The sequence below is a fragment of the Caballeronia temeraria genome (genome assembly GCF_001544795.2).
GTDB classification, from domain to species: Bacteria; Pseudomonadota; Gammaproteobacteria; order Burkholderiales; family Burkholderiaceae; genus Caballeronia; species Caballeronia temeraria.
On the sequence record NZ_FCOI02000006.1, the window covers coordinates 205,011 to 226,969 of the forward strand.

At 60.4% G+C, this 21,959-nt stretch carries 23 protein-coding genes; 15 read left to right on the plus strand and 8 right to left on the minus strand.

Annotation, left to right across the window (positions count from 1 at the left end):
* The first annotated feature begins 1 nt into the window (after position 1).
* Both AWB76_RS11905 and AWB76_RS11910 read left to right on the plus strand, forming a co-directional pair.
* Complete coding sequence (locus tag AWB76_RS11905) at positions 2–1,249, plus strand: TraB/TrbI/VirB10 family type IV secretion system protein (protein WP_061160334.1); 1,248 nt, start codon at positions 2–4, stop codon at positions 1,247–1,249.
* Positions 1,242–2,045 (plus strand): transglycosylase SLT domain-containing protein, encoded by an 804-nt coding sequence (locus AWB76_RS11910; RefSeq protein WP_061127932.1) that lies wholly within the window; start codon positions 1,242–1,244, stop codon positions 2,043–2,045. The genes AWB76_RS11905 and AWB76_RS11910 overlap by 8 nt, the downstream gene beginning before the upstream one ends.
* On the opposite strand, the gene AWB76_RS42140 is transcribed toward AWB76_RS11910, so the two are convergent.
* Complete coding sequence (locus tag AWB76_RS42140; RefSeq protein ID WP_244173324.1) at positions 2,024–2,242, minus strand: hypothetical protein; 219 nt, start codon at positions 2,240–2,242, stop codon at positions 2,024–2,026. The genes AWB76_RS11910 and AWB76_RS42140 overlap by 22 nt on opposite strands.
* Positions 2,243–2,281: 39 nt before the next feature.
* On the opposite strand from AWB76_RS42140, the gene AWB76_RS11915 reads away from it, so the two are divergent.
* The 10 genes from AWB76_RS11915 to AWB76_RS11960 are packed head-to-tail and all read left to right on the plus strand — an operon-like array spanning position 2,282 to position 13,315.
* A complete protein-coding gene (locus AWB76_RS11915; RefSeq protein ID WP_244173325.1) occupies positions 2,282–3,292 on the plus strand; it encodes a hypothetical protein in 1,011 nt (336 codons plus the stop codon).
* A complete protein-coding gene (locus AWB76_RS11920; RefSeq protein ID WP_061127934.1) occupies positions 3,289–3,711 on the plus strand; it encodes a lytic transglycosylase domain-containing protein in 423 nt (140 codons plus the stop codon). Before AWB76_RS11915 ends, AWB76_RS11920 begins: the two co-directional genes overlap by 4 nt.
* Before the next feature lie 5 nt (positions 3,712–3,716).
* Positions 3,717–4,373: a toxin co-regulated pilus biosynthesis Q family protein gene (locus tag AWB76_RS11925; protein WP_061160336.1), complete on the plus strand. Its 657-nt coding sequence runs from the start codon at positions 3,717–3,719 to the stop codon at positions 4,371–4,373.
* Positions 4,374–4,378: 5 nt separating this feature from the next.
* On the plus strand, positions 4,379–6,004 hold the full coding sequence (locus AWB76_RS11930; RefSeq protein WP_061160337.1) for a hypothetical protein: 1,626 nt from the start codon (positions 4,379–4,381) through the stop codon (positions 6,002–6,004).
* A 19-nt stretch (positions 6,005–6,023) separates the two neighbouring features.
* Positions 6,024–7,304, plus strand: coding sequence for a type IV pilus inner membrane component PilO (locus AWB76_RS11935; RefSeq protein ID WP_061127937.1), 1,281 nt, complete (start codon positions 6,024–6,026; stop codon positions 7,302–7,304).
* A gap of 46 nt (positions 7,305–7,350) precedes the next feature.
* Positions 7,351–7,911, plus strand: a complete 561-nt coding sequence (locus AWB76_RS11940) for a hypothetical protein (RefSeq protein WP_157696108.1) — start codon at positions 7,351–7,353, stop codon at positions 7,909–7,911.
* Positions 7,912–7,913: 2 nt separating this feature from the next.
* Entirely contained in the window at positions 7,914–10,316 is a 2,403-nt protein-coding gene (locus tag AWB76_RS11945; RefSeq protein WP_061160339.1) for an ATPase, T2SS/T4P/T4SS family, read from the plus strand.
* Positions 10,317–10,328: 12 nt separating this feature from the next.
* Positions 10,329–11,447 carry a type II secretion system F family protein gene (locus AWB76_RS11950; protein ID WP_061160340.1) on the plus strand — a complete coding sequence of 373 codons (1,119 nt, stop codon included), beginning with the start codon at positions 10,329–10,331 and terminating at the stop codon, positions 11,445–11,447.
* Positions 11,448–11,458: 11 nt separating this feature from the next.
* A complete protein-coding gene (locus AWB76_RS11955; RefSeq protein ID WP_061127941.1) occupies positions 11,459–12,073 on the plus strand; it encodes a hypothetical protein in 615 nt (204 codons plus the stop codon).
* A gap of 15 nt (positions 12,074–12,088) precedes the next feature.
* Entirely contained in the window at positions 12,089–13,315 is a 1,227-nt protein-coding gene (locus AWB76_RS11960) for a hypothetical protein (protein ID WP_167357748.1), read from the plus strand.
* Between the two features lie 773 nt (positions 13,316–14,088).
* Here the strand turns inward: AWB76_RS11960 and AWB76_RS11965 are convergent.
* The 7 genes from AWB76_RS11965 to AWB76_RS11990 form a co-directional block, all read right to left on the minus strand.
* Entirely contained in the window at positions 14,089–15,195 is a 1,107-nt protein-coding gene (locus tag AWB76_RS11965) for a CAP domain-containing protein (protein ID WP_061160342.1), read from the minus strand.
* Positions 15,196–15,405: 210 nt separating this feature from the next.
* Positions 15,406–15,777 carry a hypothetical protein gene (locus tag AWB76_RS11970; RefSeq protein WP_061127944.1) on the minus strand — a complete coding sequence of 124 codons (372 nt, stop codon included), beginning with the start codon at positions 15,775–15,777 and terminating at the stop codon, positions 15,406–15,408.
* A gap of 3 nt (positions 15,778–15,780) precedes the next feature.
* On the minus strand, positions 15,781–15,951 hold the full coding sequence (locus AWB76_RS41580; protein WP_167357749.1) for a hypothetical protein: 171 nt from the start codon (positions 15,949–15,951) through the stop codon (positions 15,781–15,783).
* A gap of 25 nt (positions 15,952–15,976) precedes the next feature.
* Positions 15,977–17,164 (minus strand): FlhC family transcriptional regulator, encoded by a 1,188-nt coding sequence (locus AWB76_RS11975; protein ID WP_061160343.1) that lies wholly within the window; start codon positions 17,162–17,164, stop codon positions 15,977–15,979.
* 82 nt (positions 17,165–17,246) lie between these two features.
* Positions 17,247–18,506: a coiled-coil domain-containing protein gene (locus tag AWB76_RS11980; protein WP_061127946.1), complete on the minus strand. Its 1,260-nt coding sequence runs from the start codon at positions 18,504–18,506 to the stop codon at positions 17,247–17,249.
* 91 nt (positions 18,507–18,597) lie between these two features.
* A complete protein-coding gene (locus AWB76_RS11985) occupies positions 18,598–18,987 on the minus strand; it encodes a hypothetical protein (protein WP_157696109.1) in 390 nt (129 codons plus the stop codon).
* A gap of 214 nt (positions 18,988–19,201) precedes the next feature.
* A complete protein-coding gene (locus AWB76_RS11990) occupies positions 19,202–19,909 on the minus strand; it encodes a nuclease-related domain-containing protein (RefSeq protein ID WP_061160401.1) in 708 nt (235 codons plus the stop codon).
* A 380-nt stretch (positions 19,910–20,289) separates the two neighbouring features.
* Between AWB76_RS11990 and AWB76_RS11995 the strand changes: the two genes are divergently transcribed.
* The 3 genes from AWB76_RS11995 to AWB76_RS12005 all read left to right on the plus strand — a co-directional run bounded on the left by AWB76_RS11995 (position 20,290) and on the right by AWB76_RS12005 (position 21,950).
* The gene (locus tag AWB76_RS11995; protein ID WP_061160345.1) at positions 20,290–20,589 is read left to right on the plus strand and encodes a hypothetical protein; all 300 of its coding nucleotides are present in this window, start codon (positions 20,290–20,292) and stop codon (positions 20,587–20,589) included.
* 110 nt (positions 20,590–20,699) lie between these two features.
* On the plus strand, positions 20,700–21,134 hold the full coding sequence (locus AWB76_RS12000; RefSeq protein ID WP_061127949.1) for a hypothetical protein: 435 nt from the start codon (positions 20,700–20,702) through the stop codon (positions 21,132–21,134).
* A gap of 9 nt (positions 21,135–21,143) precedes the next feature.
* The gene (locus AWB76_RS12005; RefSeq protein WP_061160346.1) at positions 21,144–21,950 is read left to right on the plus strand and encodes a hypothetical protein; all 807 of its coding nucleotides are present in this window, start codon (positions 21,144–21,146) and stop codon (positions 21,948–21,950) included.
* The last annotated feature ends 9 nt before the right edge of the window (positions 21,951–21,959 follow it).

Below are 21,959 nucleotides of genomic sequence, written 5' to 3' on the forward strand. Positions count from 1 at the left end.
CGTGGCGAAGAAACCAGATTCCGCCGCCCCCACCGCCGAGCAAGAGGCGCTCGTCAAAGGTAAGACGCCGCGAAATGCGATCATGAGCATCGGCATTCTTGCCGCAGTCGTGATCGGTGGCCTGGGCTTTTACTACGAGCTGCAGGCGACCAGCAAGGCGGATGAAGAGGCTCGACTCAAAAAGGCGACGGCGCTGAAGAGCAGCACTGAGGCGCCTGCTGCCAACAGCAATGACATCGATCAGATGATCCGTCAGCAGCGCGAAGCCGCAGCCGCTGAGGCGGCCGCTCGCGCGGCATCCGACGCAGCAGCTGCGAAGAAGCCACCGGTCAAGCCGATGCTCACTGGCGCAGACTTTAAGGATGAGGTCGACAAGGGCGGCGATACGCGAGACCTGTCGCGCCGCGCCGCTCAGGATGCGATCTACACAGCGTCAGTTTTCAAGCAAGCCGGTTCCTCGCGCAACGCGACGCAAGCCGCCGGCGTGTTGCCTGCCGGTGTCCCGTCGTTGGAAGAGGTTCGCGCCGCTCGCGCGGCAGCGGGCAGTGCAGGCGCGGATGCCCTTGCGCTCGCGCTTGCCAAGCAAGGTCAGGCGCCTGAAGATCGCGATCGCGCCTTCCTGAATGATGCGGCCGCGCGCGGCGGCATCGAGCGAACGACGTTCAATGGACGTTCGACGGGCTGCACGCTGACGCCGCCGCATACGATTCACGTCAAGACCGTCGAGGGGCTGAACTCAGACAAGCCGGGCCGCGTCGCGCTCATGGTCGATGAGGATGTGTGGGACAGCTTGCGGGGTGACTGTCTGATGATCCCAAAGGGGTCGTTCATCAACGGTATGTACAGTGCCGACGTCAAGGTGGGACAGGAACGCCTGTTGGTCGCATCGACCAGTCTGCGTCTGCCGAACGGCAAAAACGTGCCACTCAACGGCATGCAAGGCGCTGATCAAAACGGCTATGCGGGCTTCTCCGGCGACGTGAACAACCACTTCCTCAAGATCTTCGGCGCGGGGTTCATCACGGCGATCTTGCTGAAGGCCTTTGACAACGGCGCGCAGACTGCAACGACCGCGACCCCGAACGGCGTGACAACTTACGGCAGCACGGCGGGGCAGGTCGCGGCCGCGACCGCCCAGACTGTCCTGCAACGCAATCAGAACATCCCGCCGACGATCACGGTCGACCCTGGCCAGAAGTTTCTGGTTCAGGTCACGCAGGACATCGTGATGGAGCCATACCATGATTAAGGCACTCGTCACGGCTTGCGCTGCGGTTTGCACACTTACCGCTCACGCGGCGACGATCGATTCGATCATCAGCCCGACGCGCGTGGTGCTCGATGACGGCACGAAACGCGCGATTGTCGAGTTGCCTGGGGAGCCCGTGTACGCGTGCGGATTGAAGCCGTTCCAGTCGTGGGCAACCCGTTTCGAAGGGCAGGCGATTGAGTCGGCCGCCGATGGATCCGTTGCTGTCGCGATCGACGGCGCGCCGGTCAGTCTCGCCACGTTGTTCGTGCGCGCAGGGTGGCTGCGTCCGGCTGCGTTGACCGACGACGCGCAGGCCAGCATGACCGAGCGGCGAGGCGGTTGGGCATGCGCTTCGGCGCAAGCGCCGTTTGACGCCATGCATACCTCGGTCGATCCCAAAATTCTCGCAGGGATTGCGCTCAACGAGTCGGCCTATAACGGCCGACCTTGGCCATGGACGCTCAACGTGGCCGGTCGCGGCTTCTTCTTCCGCACCCGAGAGGACGCCTATCGCGCTATTCGCTATCTCATCAGCCATGGCAGATCGGACTTCGACATAGGTCTCTTGCAAATCAACTGGGGGTACCACTCCAAGCGTTTCGCAAGCCCCTGGGACGCGCTCGCGCCGGCGACGAATATCCGTGTCGCTGAAGACATTCTCAACGAGAACTTTCGGTTGACTCACTCCGCCGCGAAGGCGGTTGCGTACTACCACAGCGCGAATCCTGCACCTGGGCGCGAGTATCTCGCGCGCTTCGTCAAGCACCTCTCTCAAATCGAACGCGGTCTATGAAGCATACGCTTTCCCTTCTCACACTGGCGCTTGCCGCGTTCACGCTCAATGCGAGCGCTGCAGGCACGGACCCGCTCGATTTCGATTATGAGATTGCGGGCAACGTGCTCGAGCGACCAGCGCTCGTTTTCAACGATGGAAGCGATACCTACTTTCAGCCGCGCGCGGGACAGGCGCTGCGCGTCGATGGCGGACACAGCCAGGGTCCGTACGTCGTCGTCGCGGGCACGCCGGAGGTGATTCACTACACGGTGGGTGGCTCGACCGCGACGGCCTACTGGAAAAAGGCCAATCGCTTTATTGGCGACAAGGCCCGTTCCGATGCCCCGCCGGCGTTTGCCGGTTTCTCGGGCCGTCTCGCGTTGATTGGCTCGCGCACCAGCCTCGAGAGCACGCGCGCGTTGAGCGCGACACTGCCGCTGTCGCAGCTGGTGAAGGCGCTCGTTCCGCAAGGGTGGACCGGCTCAGCACAGAAGGATATCGACCTGACGTCGTCGATGAGCTTCGCCACACGCGACGGTGAGAACTGGATGCAGTCGCTGGATCGGCTCGTCGCGGCCTCCGATCTCTACGCGGACGTCGATTTCAACGCGCATCACGTGGCGCTTCGTCGTTCGGCGCCACAGTCGGTCGCGGTGAACTACGACGCACCGGCGACGCCCTCGACGGCAGCAGCACAGACTGCCTCGTCCGCCGCAGATCCGATCGCCGAGATCGCCAAGCAGAGCGGCGCAAATGTCGCTGCGCCGGCTGACTCCGTGCTTGCGGCGAAACTGGGTGCTGTCGCGATCCGCGACAGCGACGACAGCCACATTCAAGTCAAGTTCTCCACGAAGCCTTCGAACGAACTCAAAGTCGTCGATGCTGACGGCAAATCGCTGCGTCCTAAATGGGATGACGCGACGAATGTCCTCACGTTCAACCGCTCCGAACGCTTCTCCATCTCGAACGCCGCCGATAAGGTGGAAGTCGCGCGCGTGGCAGGGACAGTGTACGAGTTCGACCCGGCGAACAAGGCGGCCCTGCAAAGCGTGTTCGATCAGAACGGCTCGACCTTCTTCAAGTTCGCTGACACGGTCGGCAAGGTCACGGTCGCGGACGTCGCGCATATGGGTTCAGGTGAACAGAAGGGACGTTTCTACAAGTTCAATGGCACCGCTGATCAATTCATTGTCAATGCCGATGGCAACGTCGTGAACGTTCTTCGCAAGCATGACGTGCGGTTCTTCGACCGGCCTGCGTCATGAATCGGTTGCTCCAGATCTCGATTCTGCTTGCCGCCGCCGGACCGATGTTGGCACATGCCGATTGCATCGATGACGCCGCGAGCTATCACCGTGTGAGCGTTCAACTGGTGCGCGCAATCGCGCAGCAAGAATCCGGCATGCGCCCCTACGTCACGAATCGCAACAGCGATGGCAGCGAAGACATTGGCCTCATGCAGATCAATTCGACCTGGTTCCCGAAGCTTTCGCGCTTTGGGATATCGCGCCAGCACCTATTCGATGCCTGCGTGAACGCCTACGTCGGGACGTGGATTCTTGCATCGAACATCAAGCAGTTCGGCGCGACGTGGCGGGCCGTCGGTGCCTATAACGCCGTCTCGTCGAGCAAACAACTCGTCTACGCCAACAACATTTACCGTCGCCTGCAGCGCGCGAACTGACCAACATGACGCCCATTCTTTCTCTTCAAACGCATCGCATCGCGCGCCTGTTCGCCCAGTTGTCCGCTCAACTGTTCGCTTGTCTGGCCCTGACCACAGTCTCGACGCTAGCGGCGGCCGACCCCGATCAGTCGCGCCTCCCTCCGCCGCCGGGAGACGGATGGCAGATGCTCGCGGCGCCGAGCGCTCGTCCTGCGCCCGTGCAACTGGCGATGGCAGCTCCGGCTGGAACGCCGGTCGCCTCAACGGGTGCGCCGCCCGCCGCGCCTCGGGCAGTACCCGGCACTCCGGCTCCGACTGGATTGCCCGGTGCTGGCGCACCGACACCCGTGAGTGCCTCGCTCGACGTCGCGCCTGTCGTTGTTCCGTCGGGTACCGCATCAAGTACACCGGGCGGAGTGCTGTCGCTCACCATCACGCCGCAAGACATCAACTTGCGCAACGCGCTCGATCGCTGGCTGCAGCAGCAAGGCTGGCAACTCGCATGGAAGATCGATGACGATCTGCCGCTCGAATTCAATGCGACCTTCTTGGGCGATTTCAAATCGGTGCTGACGCAACTCATGCAGGCCACTAATCATATGCGTACGCCCACGCGCGTGTGCAAGCACACCAACAACGTTATCCGCGTGGTCGCGCGCGCGGCAAACTGCCAAGAGTAATCGCCATGCGTCATACGAAAATCAAATCCGCCGTCGCCATGCTTGTGGCGATCTCGCTCACCGGCTGCGCGGTGTCGCAATGGGACGTCAACCACGCATACGATGCGCTCAACGCGGAGGGCGCAAAGGCGATGGGCAATGGCCCCGAGTCGATGGCGCTCGTTGAGGATGTGCCGACCGCGTTTCTCGGTGATCGCCTCGTGCCGGTCGCCTATGAAGCGACGCTGCCCGCGATCTTCCGCGAGAAGACGGTGGTGTTCCCTGGCAATTTGCCGCTCTCGAAGATTGCGACGCTCGTGTCCAGTGCGACCGGCTACCCGGTGCACCTGAGCCCGGACGTGTTCATTCCGCGCGATGCGTTCATCCCGAAGACCAATGTCGCTGCTCCGTCGCAACCGGGTCCGATGACATCGTCGCTCGCGAAGGCGAACGTTGAACCGGTCTATGCGCAGCCGTGCAACTGCAAAGTCGGCCAGTACCTTCGTGGCGTGACTGAAAATCTCGGCCTCGACTGGTCGTTCGATGGAACGACCATTTCCATCAGCCGCCTCGTGACGAAGACGTTCACGATCGCAGCGATCCCGGGCAAAGTGTCGATCAAGTCGACCATGTCTAAGGGCACCGACACCTCGACCGGCGGTCAGGCGGGCGGGGCGACCGGCGGCACTGTGGGCAATACCGGTTCGTTCTCGTCGGTCACTTCCACCGGCCGTGACGGCACCTTCGATCAGATCGCGATCATTCAGTCGGAACTCGAGAAATTGAAATCGCCGTTGGGCGAGGTGGTCGTCAATCCGCAGAGCCGACTGGTGATGGTGCGCGATACCAAGGAGGCGGTGGACCGGATGGGCGTGCTGCTCGCTCGCGAAAATGCGATCTCGACCCGTCAGGTCGCATTGCGTGTGCGCACGCTGCAGATCGATATGAACAACGGTTCGCAAGCGGGCGTGAGCACAGACATTGTCTTCAACCGCATCTCCGATGGATTGAAGAAATACGCGATCGCGTTCACGTCTCCTATCTCGCTTGCGACCGCCGCGGGTGGCAGCGTTGGCCTTTCGGTGCTCAAGCCCGGCTCGCCGTTCGAAGGCACGAACGCCATCATCAGCGGCTTGAACAGCTTCGGCAAGACGGTGCAGGACAACACGCAGACGAAGCTGACGCTCAATGGCTTGCCGGTGTCGATTGGTTCGTTCGAGACCAAGGGATATCTCGCCGCGACCACCCCAAGTGTCGGGTCGCTCACCGGTGGCACGGCGGGCGTGCCTGGCCTGCAGCCTGGGTCGGTCACGGTCGGTGACTTCGTGAACATCCTGCCGTCGGTCAACGACCACAACCAGATCATCCTGTCGTACTGGAGTGACAGTTCGAAGCTCAATGGGCCGTTCACCACGATCAGCACGGGCTCCGGGGCCACGCTCCAGCAGATCCAGTTGCCCGACATTCTCGGCAGCAAGGATGATCAGACCATCGCGCTGTCGGACGGTCAGACCGTGGTCCTGTACGGCGCGGTGACGAACCGTTATGACGGCTCCAGCAACAACGGTATTGCCGGTATGTCCGGCAACTGGAACAAGGGCCGGACCTTCCAGGTGATCATGCTCACGGCTACTGTCGTGCCGTCGATGTGAGCACGAGGTGAGCACAAGAATGCACTTCGAATCGATTCCGGGGGAGAAGGGCGCGAAGCTGGTCTTCGGGCTTGAATGGCGGGCGTACTCGCCCAAAGGCGCGCGGGCCGAGCGTCGGCATTACGCCCAGGGACTTGCCGCGACGCATTACGCCGAGATCAAGGCAAACGACGAAACAATCGCGGGCTTCTGCACGCTCGAGGCCGAGCAACGAAAGGGCAGCAAGCTGTATTCCGCAGCCGCACGTATTGCTATGCTGGACCGGGTTCGGCGCCGGCCCGCCGTGCTGGTGCTGATCCAGAATGAAGAGCGTGTGCATCTGGTGCTGGTGCAGCGCGGCGCGGTTACAGCCGATGAAGAGGTGGCGCTCATCGCACTCGCGGATCGACGCGAGGAAATCGAGGACCAGTGCGAGAAAGCGGGTCTCGCGCTCGCGACGCTCGGTTTCGGCGCGCAACTTCACGCCGTCGACGAGATGTTCCAACTGCGCGAGTTGTTAGTCGACCGCAAGGTTGGTCTGATTAAGAAAATGCCCGTCGCAGTGCCGACGGTCGTGCCGTTGTTCGTGATCCTGGCGGCGCTTCTCTTCGTCGGCAAGCAGGCGGTGGAGATCCTCAATCCACCTCCGCCCCCGCCCGCGCCTCCGCCTACCTTCATGCAGGAATATCAGGCGGCCGTGTTGCGCACGCTCGCCGCACCCGCGCCGCTCGCAAAGCTCTTCGCGCCTCAACTGCTCGCGAAATTCGGTGGCGAGGAAAGTAACTTCGCCGGCTGGCAGTTCGAGAAGGCGACCTGCAATGCGACCGGGCCTTGTGTGACCACCTACAAACGGCAAGGCGGCACGTTCAAGGAGTTCGACGCCCGCGCGCCCGAATCGATTCGTCCGGTGGTCTTCAATCCAGATGGCTGGCACCTGACTACGAAAGGGCCGGAAGCGGACATCGTGCAGCGCGTGGCGCTCGCCGATGCCAAGTCGTGGCCGACGCAGCAGGCGCTCATCAAGGCGTTGCAGACCGAACCGCAGAAACTCTCTACGACCCCGGAGACCCTCAGCAGCCACGGCTACGTGGTGGACATCAAGCCTGCCGAACGATTGATATCTCGTCAGCCGATGGCGGGCGAGGTGCAAGGTCCGCTCGTGCAACGGGGCGCATGGCAGATCGATGGCTACAAATGGCAGAGCGCTTTGCTGACGCGGCTGCCGGACAACATGGCGCTGGAGTCGCTCGACATCCAGTTGAAAGATGACGGCACCGGCGTGCATTTCACCGCGAAGGGCAAATACTATGTTCTCAACTAAATTCCCCCCTCAGTCCGCCTTGCACTCTGCGGTGATTGGCGCGCTCATGCTCGCCGCGAGCGGCGCGATCGCACAGGAAAGTCACCTGACGCTTGACGATATCGACAAGCTCGCGCGGCAGAAGATCGTCGATTCGATGCGCAAGAGCGATGGTTCGAACAACGGCATGCAGGGCGTCGGGCTTGGCTCGCCGCTCGGGGCACCCGCGCCGGTAGCACCAGCGGCGGCAAGTGCGCCGGCCGCTCCCAAGTTCGTCGAGCATAAGCCTCTGCTTCCGCCGAAGCGCGTTGTGCCAGCGACCTTCGTGGGCGCCTATTCCGATATGTCTGGGGCGTATGTCCTCTATGACTTTCAAGGTGCTACCTACACGGCGCGGCAAGGGTCGCGCCTGCTCAACGGATGGACGGTGGCGTCGGTCGAGGGCTTCACCGTCACGCTCGTCGATGGCAAGCGCAAATGGACTGAGACGATCTCTGCACCCTCCGACCTTCCGCTCGCCGCGCCCGATGGTCCGGCCATCCGGGCAATCAATGACCTCGGTTCTCCCCTTCCTCCCGGTGGCCTGCCGACGGCGACCGCGTCCACCTTTGTTCCCTTCGGAAAATAATCATGGGTCTGTTCAATCAAGAGGATCAGGACGCGCCCGAGCTGCGCGGAGGCTTCTTCAAGCGCTTGCGTGCGCCTCGTGCCGGTTTCGTGGAAGGGGCCAGCAGCGCCGAGCCCAAGCGCGAGCGCGAACGGAAGGAGCCCGCGTCGACGAGCACGGAGTCGCGCCGTCCAGCGCCGTCGGCTGAGACAACATCGCGGGCGACGAACCCGCAAGTCATGTTTCTTGGACGGGCGCTCTCAGGCGGCGATATCGAGGACGTCGAGAGCACGACGATCGAAGATGCGGCAGTAATCGGCACCGAGTCGACGCCGAGCGTTCCCGACCTGAATGCTTCGGGCAGGGAAGAAGAACCGGCCTTTCATCCATTTGTGCCGCCCGTCTTCGAGCGGCCCACGTTTGAAAGTCTGGCGGCTGCAATGAAATCGGCTGAACAGCGCAGTTCGAGCGCGCAGCGCGTCGAGCCGTCGCTCGATTCACCTATGGCCGACGCTGCCGCGCCGGCCGGTATGGCGACGAATGCACCCACCGGCGTTTCGACCGACGAGTCACCCGACGCTCCGATTTCCATCGTCGCGACAGGCCTTGCGACGCAGACACCATCTGTAGCCACGCTCGAGCGCGCAGCAATCGAACATCCACGCGTGTCAGATGAGCAGCCCGTGTCAGCGCCGAAGGCATCGAAAGGCTTCTTCGCGGAAGACGCGGACGAAGAGGGGGAGAGCGCAGGCACGGTGGGATTGATGTCCGGGCGTCCCGAACTTGTCTCCCCCGAGTCGCTGCCCGAGTTCAAGCGCATCCTGACCGTATCGGATGACGACGCCGCGTTGCGTATTCCGGCGAATGCACGCAAGGAATTCGTGGCGGTCGAACTGCAGCCTGGCATCGCAATCACGGTCGCAACGGCTCGCTTCTGCGAGAAGGCACAATACGCATCGTTCATCAAGGATCTTGGCAACAACGACATCCTGGTGCGCGAAGAGATGGTCGCGAGTGAGGCAGTCATCGCGGCGATCTATACCGGCAAGGCGGTTTCGCCGAACAATGCGGGCGTGCGCGAAGCCAGTCGAGCGATCGGCAACTTCCGTGACATCGTCGAAGCAGCCCATGCGTATGGCGCGAGCGATATTCACTTCGAACCGCGCGAGTTCCACAACGAAGTCGAAGTGCGGTTTCGCGTGAATGGCGATATGTACACCTTTCGCCACATGCCCAAGGCGATCGTGCGTCGCGCGTTGTTCGCGGCCTATAGCGATCTCGTCCAGCGCAACACAAATTCGGGTAACAGCTTTCAGCCCACCGCACCCCAGTCCGCCATGATTCCGTTGGTGGTGAAGACCGACACCGTGAACCTTCGGTGGCAGTCGTCTCCGCTCGTCGGCGGGTACGACGTGACGCTGCGTTTGCTCGATGGCAACTTCAAGAACTTCAACGTCTTGCTACCAAAGGACATGGGCTTCGAGCAAAGCCAACTCGACTTGATCGACACCTTGAACTATGTGAGCGGCGGCATCACCGCCCTGACAGGCGAGACGGGCTCGGGCAAGACGACGACGCTGCGCGCCCTCTCGTATATGCTGCCGGACCGGGAGCTGAAGAAGCAGTTCGCGGTGAATGAACCTTCCGAATATCCGATGCCTTGGCTTTCGGACTACTCGATCATCCGCCGGCCGGACGAAACCGACGACGAGGCAAACCGAAAATACGCGGAGGTGATCCGCACGCTCATGCGTCAGGACCCGGACGATCTGACGATCGGCGAAGTGCGAGATCGTGTGGTGATGGGGCTGGTTGCCGAACTCGCGCTGACGGGTCACCCGGTTCGCTTCTCGCTTCACGCGAGTGACGTGATTGCCGCGGTGATGCGTATGGCCGGTGGTCGCCTTCAGTTGCCGATTGACGAACTCGCGTCCGAGGGCTTCATCAACGCGGTGGGCAACCAGAAGCTCATCCCGGCGCTGTGCGATCACTGCAAGCTCCCGGCTGAAGATGTGATGCCTGCGATGGATCTGGAAATCCTGCGGAACAAATTCGGCGTCGACACCACTCGGATGGCTTGTCGCAACTACGACGGTTGCCAGCACTGTCGTCTGGACGGCCTGTTCACGCGCAATGGCAAGGTCGCCGGCGGCACCAAACGTCCTTCCGTTGCGGCGGAACTCTACCGTCCGACCCCCGAATTCCTCGAGCGTGTAGGAGAGCGTGACTGGGCCGGTGCGCGTCGAATCTGGCGCGGCGAGCGCCGTACAGGATTCGATAATGCCGACATGACTGGAAAGACGCTCTATGAACACGCTCTTTTCAAGTCTTCGCGCGGTTTGATTGACCCACAATTCATCAATCGGTCGATGCAGTCGTTCGCGCAATACCGCGTGATGCCGGGCGTCGACGGTCGGATGCTCTAAACCGGGTCGGTCATGCTCAATACCTTTGCAAAAATGCTTCCCAAGCGGCAGCAAGTCGCCACTGCGCGCTGGCGTTTCCAGAAAGTGCGCGAGGACTTCTACCGCGAGACACGGCTCGATATCGCAGCCAAAGGCCTGCGTAACACCGAGACGCTATTCGACCGGCTGGAGACCTACGAGAAGCGCAATCGCGCACGCGGCCGCATTGAGTGGCATGTGTTCGCCCGTATTCGCGAGACCATGCAGCGCGGCGAGAGCTTCGCGCACGCGATAAAGCCATTCATTCCCGGCGATGAGTACGCGTTGCTCGACATCGCGGATGAGTCGGCGCGCGAGGATGCGGTCGTGCGCGGCTTCGAGCTCGCCGAGATGGCCGCGAAGGCGAAACGCGTCTTGTCGTCGACGACGTCGGTCCAGATGGCTTATCCAGCCCTGCTGCTCGTCTATATGTACGCGTACTGCATGCTGTTTGGTGGCGTCATCTTTCCACAGGTCAAGGATGTTCGGCCATTGGAACAGTGGCCCGACCTCGGGCGCTTCCTCTATCACGTCGACACGTTCTGCTTTGAGTACTGGTGGCTCACGCTTACGGTCGTGATCGGTCTTGTCTTCGCTTACTTCTCAAGCCTGAAGCGCTGGGCGGGACCGCTGCGGGACAAATTCGATCGCATGCCGCTGCTCTGGCGCAATCGACGCGACTTGCGTGCCGCGCTACTGATCGTCTCGTTGGCAGGCCTGTTCGATTCGAACCTCACACTGCGCGCCGCGCTGGAGAGGCTGTTGAAGACCGCCGACCCGTGGATGCGTTGGCACCTGATGACGATGAACCGGCGGCTTACCGCGCGGGCGGATGAGCCGATGCGTGCGCTCGACACCGGAATCTTCTCCACGACGATCGTCGACACGATCACCGATGCGGCAGGGCGCGATCAATTCGAACTGGCGATCAAGAGCCTCGGGCGTGAATCGCTTGATCGCGTGGTTGAGGCAGTCAAGCGTAACGCGCGGCTGACGCACTTCATGCTGCTCGGCATCGCTGCCGCGTTCTTTCTGACTCTCGGAATTGGTTCGTACATCGTGACCGGCGCCGTCAACCTGACTTCGGGCAATCCCGCGGTTTCCACCTACTAAAAGGACTTCAAATGACCAAGGATCAAACTCAGGCTGTGCACGCGGACGATGTGAAGACGCGCCGCGCACGTATCCTGAAAATCGCTCGCGCCAAGCGCCAGTCGGGCGAGCTCTCGATGATCGAAGCCGGCGCGGTGATGGCCGGTGCGGCGCTGCTCGCGCTGGCGGTGTATGCCGGCGGCAAATATGTGCTCGACTTGATCCGCTCGTCGCAGTTCAAGAGCGAAGCGCAGATGTTCCACACGGGCATTCTGAACGCCACCCAGGCTGATGCGGACTTCTCCGCAGAGACGCTGAAGATCCTCGCGCAAAACCATGCGTTCGACTCGGCAGGCGCACGCGTGGCGACCGACTACTCGTCGGTGAAGGGCATGTTCAACGGCACGTTGACGACGACGGTGAGCACGCTCGTCACGGCGAACGACTCGCTTGTGTTGACCTATCCGGTGACGGCCTCGGTGTGTTCGATGAGCATCGCGGCGCTGTCGACGGTCTACACGCAAGTCGTCGTGAACGGCACTACGATTTCGGCACCGACCACGCCGTTCAGCGCCTCGGCAGCGGCGACTGCATGCGCATCGGCGGGCGCGACCGCGTCGTTGGCCTTGTGGACCACGCGTACATAAAGCAGGGACGCCGACATGGGAAGCATATTGGAGATGTTGATCGTCCTGGTCGGCGCGGCCTTGCTGACTGCGCAAGGGATCACGGAGGACATTGCGGCCAAGCGGCAGAACCTGTTGCAGATCGAAGGCCAGAACATGGCTTCGATCAACGCGGCGCTTGGCAGCTATATCACCAACAACTATGCGACGCTCGTTCCGGCGGGCTACTCGCAAACGACGGCCAGTCTGGTCGCTCCGGGCAATGTACCGACGCTTGCGCAGTTGAGCGCGCAAAGCAATAGCAAGATCGCATTCAAGAGCGGTCCGTTCTGGGGGGGCGCCTACCAGATTAGCTTGTCGATCGTGCCGGACAACTGCTCGACCGCTTTGGGGAACTGCCATATTGCGTCGCAAATCTATCCGTCGCAGCCCTTGCTTAAAAAGGGCACGACGGACATCGCGGGCGCTGGAACTTTGATTGCAACGGGGGGCAGTCAGTTCGGGTTCTCGAGCAACCGCACGCCGACTGTCATCACGGGCAATCAGGGGCAATGGACGCTGCCGAACCCCGCGGGCAACAAGGCAGGGATCGTCCTCGCAATCAATGGATTCGGGGCAGACGGGAATTCCCCGTATTACCGACGCGACGGCGCGTTGCCGCTTACTGGGACGATGAACGCGAACGACCAGGACATCCAGAACATCGGAAACATGTCCGGGAAGACGCTCAAGTTGCAAGCCGGAAATAGTTTGCAGATGGCGAACGGAACGATCTACTACGGTGACGACACAAACGCCGCGATTCGCACCAAAGGCACGCTCTATATCCAGAACTACGCGGGCTCGGGTCCGGCTCCAATCAGCGTGGGAAATGTGTCCTCGAGCGGAACGGTGAGCGCGGTTACGGTATCCGGGACTACGGTAAACGCCACCGTAGCGAACATCAACTCGGTGGCCTCAAACTGCTCATGGAATGGTGTCACGATCCGAAACAACCAATTATTTGTTTGCAACAAATGGGGCAACTGGATCGGCGCGAGCACCTTGGTCAGCAATCAGTCCGCCGATGCTCAATACAGCGGGTGGTACAACGGATGGGGCGTCTACCCTCCCACCTGCGGACCTGGTGGCTCGGCATGGTACAGGATCACACACAGTCGATCACAACCGATTACGCAAACCGCAATCCACCTCTTTCAGGCGCGCGCTATACGATGGGTTGGAACGGGTCTCAGTGGATCCTTCAGATCTACAACGTGCTAGCGGATGGCGCGAACACGCTCGTCCCAGATCAACTGGGACTGCAAGCGCAGATCGACGTCGGTTGCACCTACGCCAATCAATAAGGAAAACTATGAAAATAAGGGCAGCGCTTTCGCTGACGATGTTGGCGACGCTTGGTGCGGTGCTGACTGTCCCGACACGGTCGAACGCGGAGTGGGTGCAGAATCCTATTGGCGTGCCGCGTGCCCCAAGTTGCGATCCGGGTTACTCATGGCAGAAGTTGGGTGTGCGCTATCAGTGCGCGACGCCCCAACCGACGTGCGCATACGGCTTCGCAAGCGGTCCGGCGTGGAGCGGCGCTACGTGGATCTATTCATGCAACGCACCGCCGCCCCCGCCGCCGCAGAATGATCCACCGGTGAATCCGGCTGATCAGGCGAAGGCCAATTGCGCGGCGCGAGCTCTGCAAGATGGAATCACGATTGGACCACAGACGCGGCAGTATCACCTCAAGTCCAACGGAGTCTGGTACTGGTCGACCTACTACGATCATTCGCCCGGCCCGGCCTACGACTTGTCGAGTGGTTATACGAGCAACTTATGGACTGTAGCCTGCGCGACGATGGATGACGGGTCTTGGGCGAATGTCAATCAGGCATACTTCAAATCCGGTGAATACGGCGATTGCGGTGGTACGGCCTGCGGCGGCGGAACCTAATCGACCTACGACACGTTGAGACTGAAAAACGCCTCGATTGTACGGATCGGGGCGCCTTTCGATGGAGAGAAAACTGCCGTTAGCCTCTACGGTCTTACTTGGAAGCCGTTGTGAAGCTCCAAGTAGCGGAAACCGGCGCGCCGTCCCGGGCACCCACAAACGCCACGGTGTAGGTGGTGTTCGCCTTTAGGGCGGACAGTGGGAGCAGAACAGCTGTCCCACTCGGCAGGAGATTGTTCGGATCTGCAATAGTGGTGGCGGTCGACCCGGCAACGGCGGCCGACGGAACCAGGATACGCGTCGCTACCAAGGAGCCGCTGCTGTCTGTCAACGCATACTGGCTTACCGTCAATGTGTCGATACCTTGAGCAGCACTAACGCGAACCAGGATTGGACGGCCCGGGGCAGAAACGTCCGGAGCCGGATTGGACGCCTCGGGACGCATCGACAGGGCAACACCGATTTCACTCGCATACGGGGAGTGCACAACCGCTGTCGAAGCGATCTGCTGGCCTCCAACGGATGTCAAGCTGTTACCTGTCGGCGTGCCGGTGACGCCAGTCGACGTTCCGAAATCGCTCACGCAGGTGTAGTTTGGGTACCCCGTAGACCCCGGACCGTAGCCGAGTCCGATAGTCTCCTGCGTGTAGGTCAAGCTGACCAAGTGATAGACGGATGCCAATGCCTGACCAACGCAGTCGGCTGCATCGGCAATTGCGGTCGTAGCGAATCCCGCCGCTACGTTCTCCCCGACGTATTCAGTTGTCGGAGCGCCTGTTTTGCGCGCCCGGGCAAGAGGCGTATCGGCATAATAATTCGCATTGCCAGTAATTTCATCGTGCGGCAGGGAGTTGATGGCACCGGTGCTTAGGTTGCCGGAGAGATACAGCGAGTGTGCCTGCGCGGACGTATCAAGAATTGGATCTTGGCTGAGCATGCCGACGCCCATCGCATTGCGATAGGCGTTGATCTGATTGAACGCCACGATCTGGAACGAGCCGGCCGCATAGGTCGGCGTTGCCACCGACGTGCGCGGAGCGACGCCCGAGGTCGTTTGGCTGCCGGTTGGTGCGCTTGCGCCAGAGGCAGGCGCTGCGCCGGAGCTTGCATTGTCGCCGCCACCGCCGCCACCACACGCGCCCACCAAGAGCGAAGCAGCGATCGCGGCCATCGGAAGTTTGAAGTTGCTTTTAATCGTCATTTGTTGTTCCGACCTAGTTGATGCAGTCGCCCGTGCGATCTGCTTACTTTCATGTTATCGAGCGGTGTTCGAAGTCAAGTCGTCCCGGAATCCGCCCCGTTACCGCGATCCTCGTTGGAAAGTGCCTTTGGCCAATGGGCGGCGCAGGCATTTTAATACTTCGTAAGAAATGCGGATCTGCCACCGTTGCGGCCTCGCAACCGTTTGCCATCAACGCTGCGCGCGCTTCCTGAGCTTGCTCGCGCGCAAGACAACGAATGCGACGCAAAGCGCGACGCCGGCGGTCACGGGCTGTGATGTGCCGATCGTTGAAAGCAGCAACGAGCCGCCCCACAGGAAAATAAGGAATGTGGCGAGGGCGGCGAATGGCTTACTCTTCAGAACCGAAGCGATTCGCCCTTTTCCGCGACGAGACCGTCGAGAGAAGAGCACGTTGCTCTTTTCGAGATCAAAGGCGTCGGGAGAGGGGGCACTGGCGCGATCGCTGCGATAGTGCCGTTCGTATCGTTGAAACCGCCCGTCGCCGCGGCCCCGAAGCCACGCGGAGACGCTATCGGAAAAGAGGAAGGCGAAGTCCTGCATGATCTAGTGCATCACGTCCGACTGAAACTCGACTGCACCTACCGCGTCGGGAATGCAGCGACCATCGGCCTCGGCATAGAACGCGCCGGTCTCCCGATCGTGCCAACCGAACTGAGCGCGTCCGTCACGCGAGAAGATGACCAGTCCGGCGTCAACGGTAAATTCATGCGACATCGATTGGACCTCCAGATCCGTTAAATTAGGCTTTCGATCGACCTTTTTTCTTCTTCAGATCGAAGCGGGGTTTGAAGGCGTAGCTGCAGCCGGGACAGACGAAGTCCTTGGCCAACTCGATCTTTCCTTCACCGTTGGACAGGATGTAGTCCGTGCCGCAGCTTCGGCAGGGCGCCATTGTCAGGCGCGAGTCCATCGCCATCGAGCGCGTCAGGTGATTTGCACGATCGGCCGTGATGACGAGCTTTTCACCGAACATTTTCGCGACGATGTCGTTGGCTGCGATCAGCGCCTCAGGAATGCTCGCCTTATTTTCGAGCGCGCATCGGTACAGCCAGACCAACAGCGTGCCTTGCAAGCGATGCGCCGGATAGTCAACGTACCACGTGAGCGAGCTAGGGTTGCAGCCGCAGGGCGAGCTCACACCGTGGATCTGCTTGTATGTGTTACGCGCTCTCGTCTGGTTCAGGCCAAACAGATTGGTCGCGGTCGATGCGCGAACGCCTTGCGTCATCAGCATGCGAGCGTAGACATCTCGCTGGGCGCGATCCAAACGGAGGTCCGACCAGAGATGCGTGTAGGGCAGAGCGGTCGATTTGAGGTTCGACGTGCTCATCAGGTAATGGGCGACAGATTCGTGTGTGAGCCATCCGGCACTGTATTCGGTCCAAAAAAGTTGCTCGTCGAACCGCCATCTGAAAAGCGGGAAGGTGATCGCGCCAATCGCCGCTTCGAGCCGGCCGATCGGCAATTCCATAAGGTACTCGGCGAGCTTGAAGGAAATGCCAAGCAAGGGCGCGGCCAGGACGCTCATGTGGAGTACGTCTTTGAGCAGGGAAACGTAGGTACAGTTGTAGTGAAAGATATCGCGCGCGGTCAGGGCGTCGACAGCGGGCATCGCTTTGGTCAACTCTTCGACAGTGGGGGAGAGGAGAACACCATCGACGAACGTTTCCCAGTCGCGAGGATCTTGCAAAGCGGGAGCAAGTGCGAGAAACGGCATGTTCATCAGCATCGCCTTCGGGAGCGCGCGGGCTTTGAACGTGTCCATGTTGTCGCGGGAGACGCCGAAGAAGTTTTCAGCGTCCCGATAACGGACGAGCACGTTGTGAATGACATCCGTCAGTGCGTAGTTGGCTCGCTGAATCTTTTCGGCGATGAATTTCGGAAGCGAGATCGTGGTCTCGACAGCATCTAGGGTGTTCGTTGACATAGTTCTTGTTTGTGGCTTTTTTTAGCTTCGTCGGACGCGATAGAGCGCGCCCGGCCCGTAGCTTTTCTCGTTGATTCTTACCTTACCTGCCGAGCGCAGCGTCCAGCTCAGACACGGTCTTGCGCAGCATCGCGGCCAGTGCTTCCAGAAGCGGCTCATGCTGCGCGGGCGTCTCACACGCCTGTACCGCGAGTTGGGCGCCCATGAGTTTTGCGGCAAAAACTTCGAAGGAGGCTGAGACGTCCTGCAGGGAGGCTTGAACCTTGTTCGCCGCCTCGATTGCTGCCGCCTGTTTTTTGCGTTCCGCCTCGAGCGCCTCGAGGGCGGCTTGTTCCGCGGCGATCCTTTTCTCGATTTCAGCGAGCTCGTCATTGCTCTTCTGAATGGATTCGGCGATGCTTGTGTAGCCAGCGGGGGCCGTCGGCTTGTCGACGTACTGCACATCGGGCTTGCGATTGCGCAACTCGTTGGCTTCGCGGGTGAGCCGCCCGATTTCCTTGTCCTTGTCGGCAAGGTCCTTTTCCATGTTGCTCAGACCGGCTTGCTTGCGCTTGTAGTGATCGTCCATTCGCGCAAGGTCTGCCTCGCGGTCGGAGATCTTACGAGCGCTCGCAGCCAGTTCAGTGCGTAGGTGCTTGGCCTCGCTTTCGGACACTGAGAGCGCTGTTTTTGCGTCCTGGAGTTGCGAGTGAACGTTCAAGAGTTGGATGCGTCCGTCCTCGAGCGCCGCGTCCTTCTTCTGCAGTTCGACGAGCATTCGCTTGACGTCCATGCGGGTCATGTCTGGATCCTCTTTCTTCTTAGCAAGAATCTCCGCAACCTGCTCGTCTGTGACGTGTTCCGCTGCAAGGATGTCCAGTTCGCCGACATTGAACGTGCGGATGGCTTCGGCGTTGTCTGCGAACGCTTCGTAGCAGCGCATGTATTGACGCGCCACGGAGCGCTTAAGCCCAAGCGCACTATCGAAAATCACGAAACCCAGTGACGCAGCTTTGCGCTTGATTGCGATGGTGTCACCGGCCTTCGCGATCATCACATTCTTGAGCGAGTACATCGTATTGAGCAGATGGGCGCCGATCGTTTCCAGGTCGGCCTTAATGCGAGCCCGCGCTTCCGCAACGGCCATCAGGCTTTCAATAATCTGTACCGCCAGTTCTTCGAATGCTGGATCGTCGCCTAGTGCCTTCTTGACGGCACGTGCGATAGTGTCGCGATAGGACCACTTGGGATCGTGCTTCGTGAAGATGTCGTCCAGCGCATCATTGAATTCCCCGGGGGGATTGAGGAGCGGGTGCTGGACTTTGCTCAGTTGGGTGTTCTTGGACGTCTCGCCGTTCGGCATTTCTTCTCTCCAGATTTTGCAGCAGCACCACCCGGCGCTGCTCATCACACCGCAAGGGCTCTTTCGACGCGCTCGCAGTTAAGCTATTTAGTTAGGGGCGGGACAACAGGTCAAGGACGGTCATGGCGCTCAGGTCGAGGTCGGTGTCCTTGAATCGTTCTGCGATGCGCATGTACTGCCGCGCGACGGAGCGAGGCATCTCAACTGCTTTCGCAAGGAAAGAGAAGCACATGGCGGCGGCTTCCTTGCGTGATTCCAACGTGTCGCCGGCGGTCGCCACCACCGCGTCTTTAATCAGGTAGAGGCATTCGGAAATGCGCGTCCCGATCGACACCAGGTCAGGCGCACCTGCGGATGAACCCCTGAGCGCAACCAGTTCAGCAGCGTGTTTAGCCAGTGCCGTGATTGTCTCGGGGGTGTGCGCTTCACCCATCACCTCTTGCGCCACATCCAAGAACTTTTTGTTCTCCGATTCGTACATCTCAACCTCGTATTTCGTGCAAGTAACCAATCGTAACGACCGCCTTCGGGAGTTTTTGACCGAAAGACGCTCTTTTCACCCCCTCTTTCAATCCAGATATGGAAGAGGGGCGTCGCTGCTGCGTGTTCGCAAACGTTTAACGGTCCATTCGTGAAACACTTTAGTAACAATTGGACACAAGAAATGTAATTCGAAGCTTGCGTCTAATGAAATCTTATGACCAATGGGACATCCTCAATCCGGCCCTAATTGTCATCGCTTTGTGCTTTTGCAGTGCCATTTGAGAGTCGTCCGCCAGCAGGAGCACTGCTTTTTTCGCCACTTCCACGCAGATGGGCTTGGCACCTGCGAAGGCGTCTCGTTGCATGCGGAGCCACTGTCGCAAGTCGGCCGGAGCCAGCAGATCGGTTGGTAGATCGGGATCGAGCACGGCCTCGGCCGATGTGAATAACCCAGCGCCGCGCACGGGCCAGATCGGGGGCAATTGGTCGCGGAGAAATCGCAGCTTGCTGCGGTGCTGCTCAATGGGCGAGCGCCGCTCGTCCGTCTGCCCGCTCGACGCTGAACGCGTCAGCTTTCCCGCGCGAGTGGACGGGGCGACGTGGCCCGGCCAGTGTTTCGTCTCGAAGATGAAGATGCCAAAGGGCGTCACGGCGAGGTGGTCGATCTCGGCGGTCGGATAGTCTGTGCCCGGCGCATGCTCGATCACGAGCGGCCCGTCATGGAGATAGAACTCGTTGCCGCAAAGCCTGTACAGCGTTTTTCGGAGCTCTGCCTGCGCCGCAGATTCACCGGCTGCTCCGATCGCGTCGGAACGTCGATTGAAGAGGTGGGGGCGCGAGACGGCATCTTGCTTACGGATTTTCTCGCGGCCTCGGTCGACACAATAGGCCCCGATGGCGACGGTGATTTCGACAAGCATGGTTGCTCGGTTGGGTTGATCTGTAACCAGCATGACACCCGCATCGCATTGTCAAGGCGCGAAAAAGCGCGATAAACAGAATGCCGTCTCGAAAGGCGGTCTGTTTTTGCGAGCTTTCGCCTGCACGGGCTTGCCCGCTTCGCGTACATTCAATTTCATCCCCGCGTCCTGGACGCATCGACGAAAAGCATCGCGATAGGTATTGCGACCGCTCAATCTCCCTTTCTTCCGCATAGAGCTGCTCCCGCCACGCTTTATCGAGCCGTGACGAAAGCGTCTCTCCGCGCGCCGTTTTTCCCTGCTCAATCGAGCATCGAAAACCATCCAGCGCTTTACTGGCTGGACATCCCCCTTGTGCGTCAGTTTTTCTGGAGAGAAAAATGCCGAAGCAGTTGGTCTTCAAGGCGATCAAATCGCCCGCTTGGTTGGTCGCTGTGTGTTTTGCGTTGTGGTTCGCGGCGCACTCCTTCTTTGCGTTTCTGTTCGTCTCCTTCGCCGTTGCCACATGGATCAACCGATTCATCAAGGCCTCGTTGAAGGAAGACAGAGTGGAAGAAGCGAAAGCGTCACCGACTGCTACTGCTTCGCCGGTTCCGGCAGAAGAGAAGGTCACGCCTATCAAGCGTCAGTACGCGAAATCCGCAGTGGTCATTCCACTCAAGACAGGCACCGACGACTAGTCGCTACGCCTGAACGTCAAGACCGCCCCTCACGGGCGGTCTTGATCCTCACCCCCAACGGGAAATCCTCCCGTTGCGGGCATGGGTTTCCCGTTCATTCGGAGATTCCCATGCATACGGAAGTCGCAGCATGGCAACTGGACATGTTCGACGCGCCCCCGGCGCCGGTCACCCGTGTTCAGGCCAAGCCAGATCCCTTGCCCGATCCGCAGTTCTGGAGTGAGGCGGTGACAAACAAGATGGTCGACGCGCTGATCAGTCTGGCGACCGACAGCCGGCGCGGCGACAACATGCCCGAGTCGCTGATGGACTGCGCCGCATTGTTCAGCGAGCGACTCAAAAACAGAAAGAAACTCGATCTCGAAGACTACCGGGCGACGCTCGGGTGGGTCATGGAGTTCTGGAACGGCGCAGTGCCGTACCGATTCGTCTGCCAGATCAACGGCGTCGATCCTGAAATCCTGCAAGACGTAATATTGAGTAACCCGCTGCTCAAGCGCGACATGGAAGAGGTTCGTCGCGACAGTTTCGGCACCCTGTTGTAGGAGACCAGCATGAGCACATTTACCTTCGGGCGGATGCTCGGCAGTCTCTTCGGCACCGCGTCCCCGGCGCAACCACGACCGGATGCACGCTCGAGTGCGCAACCGGCTCCCGTTGTCGTTGGGCAAGGTGCGCGCAATGAGCGTCACGTCAACGTTGCCGGCCAAGCCATGCTCTTTCGCGATGAGGGAGGCGTGGTTGTCCAGTTCCTCCCGGCATTCGACTTCGAACTCAAGCAAACCGCCGTCGGCATGAAGTTGATGCCATCACTCGCGCCGCACTGGGAAGTACTGCGTGAGCACACCGGCACGCTGACGGATGCGATCGCCACAGCGATCAGGGAAGCTCAGCCAACTGAGTTTGAAGCGGGGGCAGCCTTGTCTGCGCGCAAGCGGTCCGAGCCGGCGTCCCAACAATTACGCCAGCGCGACGATGCGATCGTGGACGCTGTCGTATCGGCTCCAGCCGCCCAGGCAAGCGAAGCACACAGCGGAGCACCTAAACGGACCGAGCGCCCCCGATACGGCGTGTTGAAAGAGTGGGGCGAAAAGGAGTTTCCCGATGGCAAGCGCCCCGGGAAAACCTACGAGTCGTTCTGCATCACGCTTCAGCACCGCGGCGGAACTGATGTCGTGCAAGGCGAGGGCCTTCGCGACGCGATCGCGGAAGCGAATTGCAGAGTCGGTGATCGTGTAGAAGTCAGGCGCGTTGGCAAAACCAAGGTGCCCGCTGTTGATAAACGTGGAAGACCGAAGCTCGATTCCAGCGGCGCGCAAGTGCTGTGGGACAAGTGGCTGTGGTCCATCAAAAAATCTTAAGGAGCCTCT